Raw genomic sequence first — 6,074 nt, forward strand, 5'->3', positions numbered from 1 at the left:
CTTGTAGCCAGTCTTACGGCTGACGCCGAAAGACTGGCAAAGGGCCTGCATATTCACATCAGGTGCAGTCGCCAGGCGAGCAAATTCAAGACGAGAAGACATTCGGGAACTCTCCTTCCAAGGCATTGCACGCTCCGATTGTTAGCTGTGCAATGATCATAAAAGGTGTTACCTATGTCTCTAGACAAGTGTTACCCATGTCTATGTGCTGAACAGGGTGCCCACCCTACTGGGATAGTTCGCGCCCCCGGATAGGTTCTTACTGCATCGAGTGCAGGCCGATGACATTGCCCTCGGTATCCTCGACGAGGGCGATGTAGCCGTACTGCCCGATCGAGAATTTATCCTTGAAGATGCGCCCGCCGTTCGCGGCGGCGCGTCCCGCTTCCACGGCGCAATCGGCACAGCTGAAATACACGATCGTGCTGTTGCCGCCGGCCTTGCAGCCTTCCATCTTCACGAGCGAGCCGGCGGCGCGGCCGGCGTTCGGATCGCCAGTGAACGCCCACATCTGCAGGTCGTGCGACGACCCGCCGCCCTCCGGGGCGAGGTTCTCCAGCTTCGCTTCGAACACGGCTTCATAAAAGCTGCGGGCGCGCACGATGTCGTCCACATAGATTTCGAACCAGCCTACGACGTTCCGTTCCATTTCGGTCTCCTTGATGAAGGGGGGTTGATGAAGCAGGGGTGAATCAAAACGTTTCCGCCGCGCCGCCGACGAGGATGGTGACGCCTTCCACGCGGGTGCGGATCAGGCAATCGCCGCCCGTCGCGCGGCCCTGGCGCAGCCGGATGCCCAGTCCGAGCAGCGCCGTCAGCGCACCGGCCGCGACGCCCGTCGCGCTGTCTTCCAGACTCGGGTCGAGGTGATTGAAGTTGCGGCCCTCGAACGTGCCGTCGTCGCGCCGGCACCAGGCATAGATGCCGTTCACGCCGACCTCCTTGCCCCACGCGGCGATGCGCGCAAGGTCGGGCGAGAGACTGTACAACGCGTCCGTATCCGCCACCTTGACGAGCAGCTTGGGACTGCCGACGGAGGCCACGCGCGGCGGTGTGGCCAGCGACGCCGCCGGCAGTCCCAGCAGTTGCGCGGCGGTCGCCACATCGACATCCGCAGCAAGCACCGGCTGGGCGGCAAGGCGCACGAAATAATCGTTTTCGCTACGCACCAGTTCCAGCACCTGTCCCTTGAGCGCCGTACGCACGGCGATCGTGCCGGCATCCGGCTTGCGCCCGAACAGCACGGCCGCCACGGCCAGCGTCGCGTGCAGGCACAGGGGGCTGCGCATGTGCGGGTAGTAGAAATCCACGGACAGCGCGCCGTCGGCATCGGCATCGAGGAAGACGCAGGTCGTGCCGCGCGCGCGGGCGAGGGCCTGGCGACCGTCCGGGTCTTGTGCGTGGTCCTCGATGACGAGGGCCGGGTTCCCGGTACCGGGACGGGAACTGAAGCAGCGCAAGGAATGGATGTTCATATTGGGCGCGGTCGGGTTCGTCGGATATACTGTGTTTATATACAGTATTTCATGATACACCATTTTATTAAAAGCGCCATGTTAAATCTTCCACCAACCCGTTTAAAGCCACCGGCAATCGACCCCAACCTCGGCGCGGCGGCGGGGTTGCCGGCCTATGCGGAACTGTTCTGCCTGTCGAACTTCTCGTTCCTGCAGGGCGCATCGCATGCGGAAGAACTGGTGGACCGCGCCGTGCAACTGGGCTACACGGCGCTGGCGCTGGCGGACGAGTGCTCGCTGGCCGGCGTCGTGCGTGCGCATGCGGAGGCGAAGCGGGCGCAGCTCCCGTTCATCGTCGGCGCCCATTTTCACCTGCAGCATCCGGACGGGCGCCGTGCCCTGTCCCTGCTGCTGCTGGCGCAGAACCGCAACGGCTACGGCAACCTGTCGGAAATGATCACACTGGGCCGCACGCGCAGCGAGAAGGGTAGCTATTTGCTGCATCCGTCCGACTTCGATGCGCCGGAGGGCGACCTCGAACACCTGCGGGGCATGCCGGACTGCCTGGCGATCCTGCTGCCCGCGTATCCCGGTCACACGCAGGACGATGTGGACCGGCTGCACCGGCAGGCCGCGTGGCTGGCGCAGACGTTCCCGGGCCGCGCGTGGATCGGCCTGAACCTGCTGCACCGCGCGTTCGACGACGCGCACCGCGCCGTCATCGAGGAGGTGAGCTGGCAGCACGGCATGCGCATCGTCGCCTGCGGCTACGTGACGATGCACGTCCGCTCGCGCAAACCCCTGCAGGACACGATGACGGCGATCCGCATCGGCAAGCCGGTGGCGCAATGCGGCTACCAGCTCGCGCCGAACGCCGAGCAGCACCTGCGTTCGCGCGTGCGCCTGGCGAACATCTATCCGCGTGCCGCGCTGGACGAGACGGTGCGCATCGCGCGGCTGTGCACGTTCTCGCTGGACGAGCTGCGTTATGAATATCCGGACGAGGTGGTGCCGCCCGGGCACACGGCCGCGAGCTATCTGCGCGAGCAGACCTGGATCGGCGCGCACCGGCGCTTCACGGCCGGCATCCCGGCCAAGGTGCAGGCGCAGATCGAGCACGAGCTGGCGCTGATCGCCGAGATGCGCTACGAGCACTACTTCCTCACCGTGTACGACATCGTGCGCTACGCGCGCTCGCAAAACATCCTGTGCCAGGGGCGCGGTTCGGCCGCCAATTCCGCCGTGTGCTACTGCCTGGGCATCACGGAAGTGGACCCGGCGCGCGGCAACCTGCTGTTCGAGCGCTTCATCTCGAAGGAGCGGAACGAGCCGCCCGACATCGACGTCGACTTCGAGCACCAGCGGCGCGAGGAAGTCATCCAGTACATTTATCAAAAATATGGCCGCCCCCGCGCGGCGCTGGCGGCCGTCGTCATCAGCTACCGGCCGAAGAGCGCGCTGCGCGACAGCGGCCGCGCGCTCGGCGTCGACCTCGCCATCGTCGACAAGGTCTGCAAGCAGCACCCCTGGTTCGACAGCAAGGCCGACCTGCTGAACCGCCTGGCCGAAAGCGGCCTCGATCCGGCCGCGCCGCTGTCGCAGCAATGGGCATCGCTGGCGCAGCGCCTGCTCGGCTTCCCGCGCCATTTGTCGCAGCATCCGGGCGGCTTCGTGATGGCGCGCGGGAAGCTCTCGCGCCTCGTCCCCATCGAGAACGCGACGATGGAGGACCGCAGCGTGATCCAGTGGGACAAGGACGACCTCGAGGAACTGGGTCTCATGAAAGTGGACGTGCTGGCGCTCGGCATGCTGTCGATGCTGCGCCGCGCGCTGGAGCTGGTCGGCCTGCGCCATGGCACGACGTTCGAGATGCAGGACATCCCCCACGACGACAAGGCCACCTACGACATGATCTGCCGGGCGGATACCGTCGGCGTGTTCCAGATCGAATCGCGCGCGCAGATGAGCATGCTGCCGCGGATGAAGCCGCGCCGCTTCTACGACCTCGTGATCGAAGTCGCGATCGTGCGTCCGGGGCCGATCCAGGGCGGCATGGTGCACCCGTATCTGAAACGGCGCGAGCAGAAGGAGCCGGTCGTGTATCCGAGCCCGGACATGAAGCTGGCTTTGGCCCGCACGCTGGGCGTGCCGATCTTCCAGGAGCAGGTGATGCAGGTGGCGATCCTCGCAGCCGGCTTCACGCCGGGCGAAGCGGACCAGCTGCGCCGCGCAATGGCCGCGTGGAAGAGGAAAGGGGGCCTGGAAAAATACTATGAGCGCATCGTCGGCGGCATGCTGGAACGGGGATACGACCAGGCCTTCGCCGAGCAGATCTTCAGCCAGATCCAGGGCTTCGGCGAATACGGTTTCCCCGAGTCGCATGCGGCCAGTTTTGCGCTGCTCGCCTATGCCAGTTCCTGGCTCAAGTGCCACGAGCCGGCCGCGTTCCTGTGCGCGCTGCTGAACAGTCAGCCGATGGGTTTCTACAGCCCCTCGCAGCTCGTGCAGGATGCGCGCCGCCACGGCATCGAGGTGCGGCCCGTCGACATCACGATCAGCTGTTGGGAATCCACGCTGGAAGACCTCGACGACCAGGGAGAGGGCACCGCGGGCGGCCAGCCGCCCGTGCGCCTGGGCCTGCACATGCTGCGCGGGATGGGGCAGGAAGCCGCCGAGCGCATCGAGATCGCGCGTGCGATCCGCCCGTTCGCCGACGTGGCCGACCTCGCGCGCCGCGCCGGCCTCGACCGGGGCGACCTGCAGGTGCTCGCGGCCGGCAACGCGCTGGGTCCGCTCGCGGGGCACCGCCGCCAGGCCTTGTGGCAGGCGGCGGGCGCCGTGCCCGACAAGGACTTGCTGCGGCCCACGACGACCGTGGAGGAGGTGCCGGACCTGCCCGCGCCGCAGGAAGGCGAGGAGATCGTCGGCGACTACCGCGCGCAAGGCCTCACCCTGGGCCGCCATCCGCTGGCGTTGTTGCGCGAACGGCTGCTGGCGCAGCGCTTCCTGCCGGCCGAGGTGTTGCAGGACTTTCAGAATGGCCAACTGGCGCGCGCCTGCGGCATCGTCACCGTGCGCCAGCGTCCCGGCACGGCGAAGGGCGTGCTGTTCCTCACCATCGAGGACGAGACGGGCAACATCAACGTGATCGTCTGGCCGCAGCTCGTCGAACAGCAGCGGCGCGAAGTGCTGAACGCGTCGCTGCTGGGCGTGTACGGCGTGTGGCAACGGGAAGGCGAAGTGCGGCACCTGGTGGCGAAGCGGCTGGTCGACATGTCGCACCTGCTCGGGAAGCTGGATACGCGCAGCCGGGATTTCTGCTGACGCGGGACTTTGTCAATCCCGCATTATTTTTCTTGACACATTTGCGAGGAACTGCTATCGAAAACGTGTGCACAAGTGCTCACCGTTCTCTTCCTGCCCCGAGCCGTCCTGCTGACCGTGCTCGTGCCTGGCAGGCGTCACTTTCCCGCCTCCCGCCAGCCCATCGCCGGCGGCAGTGCCCGGCGTCACCGCCCGGCTCGCCAAGGGTAGCGCAGTTTGCGCCGCGAGGGCGCCGGTTGCGAGCCGTTGCAGATTGATCGCCGCGTTCACGTCGCGGTCGTGGTGCGTACCGCACGCGGCGCAGGTCCAGGAGCGTTCGCACAGACCCAACGCGACGTATCGGTCGCCGCACGACGAACACAGCTTGCTCGATGGATACCAGCGGTCCGCCAGCACGAGTCGGGTACCGTAACGCTCGGCCTTGTACTGCAGCTGCCGCCTGAATTCGTAAAAGCCGACATCGGAGATCGCGCGCGCGAGGCGGACGTTGGCTAGCATCCCGCGTACGTTCAGATCCTCGATCACGACCGTTTTATTTTCGCGGCACAACCGGGTAGTCAGCTTGTGCATGAAGTCGGCACGCACGCGGGCGATGCGCTCGTGCAGTCGCGCCAGCGCGCGGGCGCCGCACGTCCGGTTCTTCGATACCGGCAGCCGTGTGCCTTTCGGGATCGGTCCCTTGATGCCGTCGGCTGCCTTGGCCGCTTCCAGCTTGCGCGACTGGCGCCGCGAGCGGATGCGCAGGCGCCGCAGCGCGGCCGCGAGCGGACGCGGTGCCGCGATCTTTTCGCCGCTAGACAGGGTGGCGGCCGTGCTCACGCCCAGATCGACGCCGATGACGCCGGCACCCATGCGGTAGAGGCGCGCAATATGATCGGGCACCTCGACCTGCACCGCAAGATACCAGTGGTCGGCCTGGCGCCCGACACTTGCCCCCATGATCCTGCCGGGCCAACGCAGATGCTCGCGTAGTTGCACGCGGCCGACCTTCGGCAACACTGCCTCCGTCCCTTCGATGCGGAATTTATCGTTGGCAACGTAGAACGCATCGCGACAACGCCCTTTTTTCTTGAAACGCGGCCGGTGCGCCTGTCGGCCCGTGCGGCGCTGGTCGAAGTAGCGGGACCACGCTTTTGCCAGGTTCGCGAAGGGTTGTGCGTGGGCGTCGCGGTGGATGGTGCGCAGCCAGGGCAGGCCGTCGTCGTCCAGCCAGTCCGGGTCCGAATATTTGATGCCGTTGAACTGCTTCTTCAGTGCCATCGCATTCGGTTTCTGGCCGACGGCGACCTGGCG

The 6,074-nt window shown here is 66.2% G+C and carries 4 protein-coding genes; 1 reads left to right on the forward strand and 3 read right to left on the reverse strand.

The window, feature by feature from the left end:
• Positions 1 to 259 precede the first annotated feature (259 nt).
• Positions 260 to 649, reverse strand: a complete 390-nt coding sequence (locus AC1DYX_RS26405; protein WP_477264401.1) for a VOC family protein — start codon at positions 647 to 649, stop codon at positions 260 to 262.
• A gap of 43 nt (positions 650 to 692) precedes the next feature.
• Positions 693 to 1,475 (reverse strand): PhzF family phenazine biosynthesis protein, encoded by a 783-nt coding sequence (locus tag AC1DYX_RS26410; RefSeq protein ID WP_477264403.1) that lies wholly within the window; start codon positions 1,473 to 1,475, stop codon positions 693 to 695.
• A 78-nt stretch (positions 1,476 to 1,553) separates the two neighbouring features.
• Here AC1DYX_RS26410 and AC1DYX_RS26415 point away from each other — a divergent pair, with 78 nt between their 5' ends.
• The gene (locus tag AC1DYX_RS26415; RefSeq protein WP_477264405.1) at positions 1,554 to 4,781 is read left to right on the forward strand and encodes an error-prone DNA polymerase; all 3,228 of its coding nucleotides are present in this window, start codon (positions 1,554 to 1,556) and stop codon (positions 4,779 to 4,781) included.
• A gap of 54 nt (positions 4,782 to 4,835) precedes the next feature.
• Here the strand turns inward: AC1DYX_RS26415 and AC1DYX_RS26420 are convergent.
• Positions 4,836 to 6,074: RNA-guided endonuclease InsQ/TnpB family protein (locus AC1DYX_RS26420; RefSeq protein WP_477264407.1), on the reverse strand; the 1,239-nt coding region annotated here is incomplete at its 5' end.

The sequence above is a fragment of the Massilia sp. P2_C2 genome (assembly GCF_056404615.1).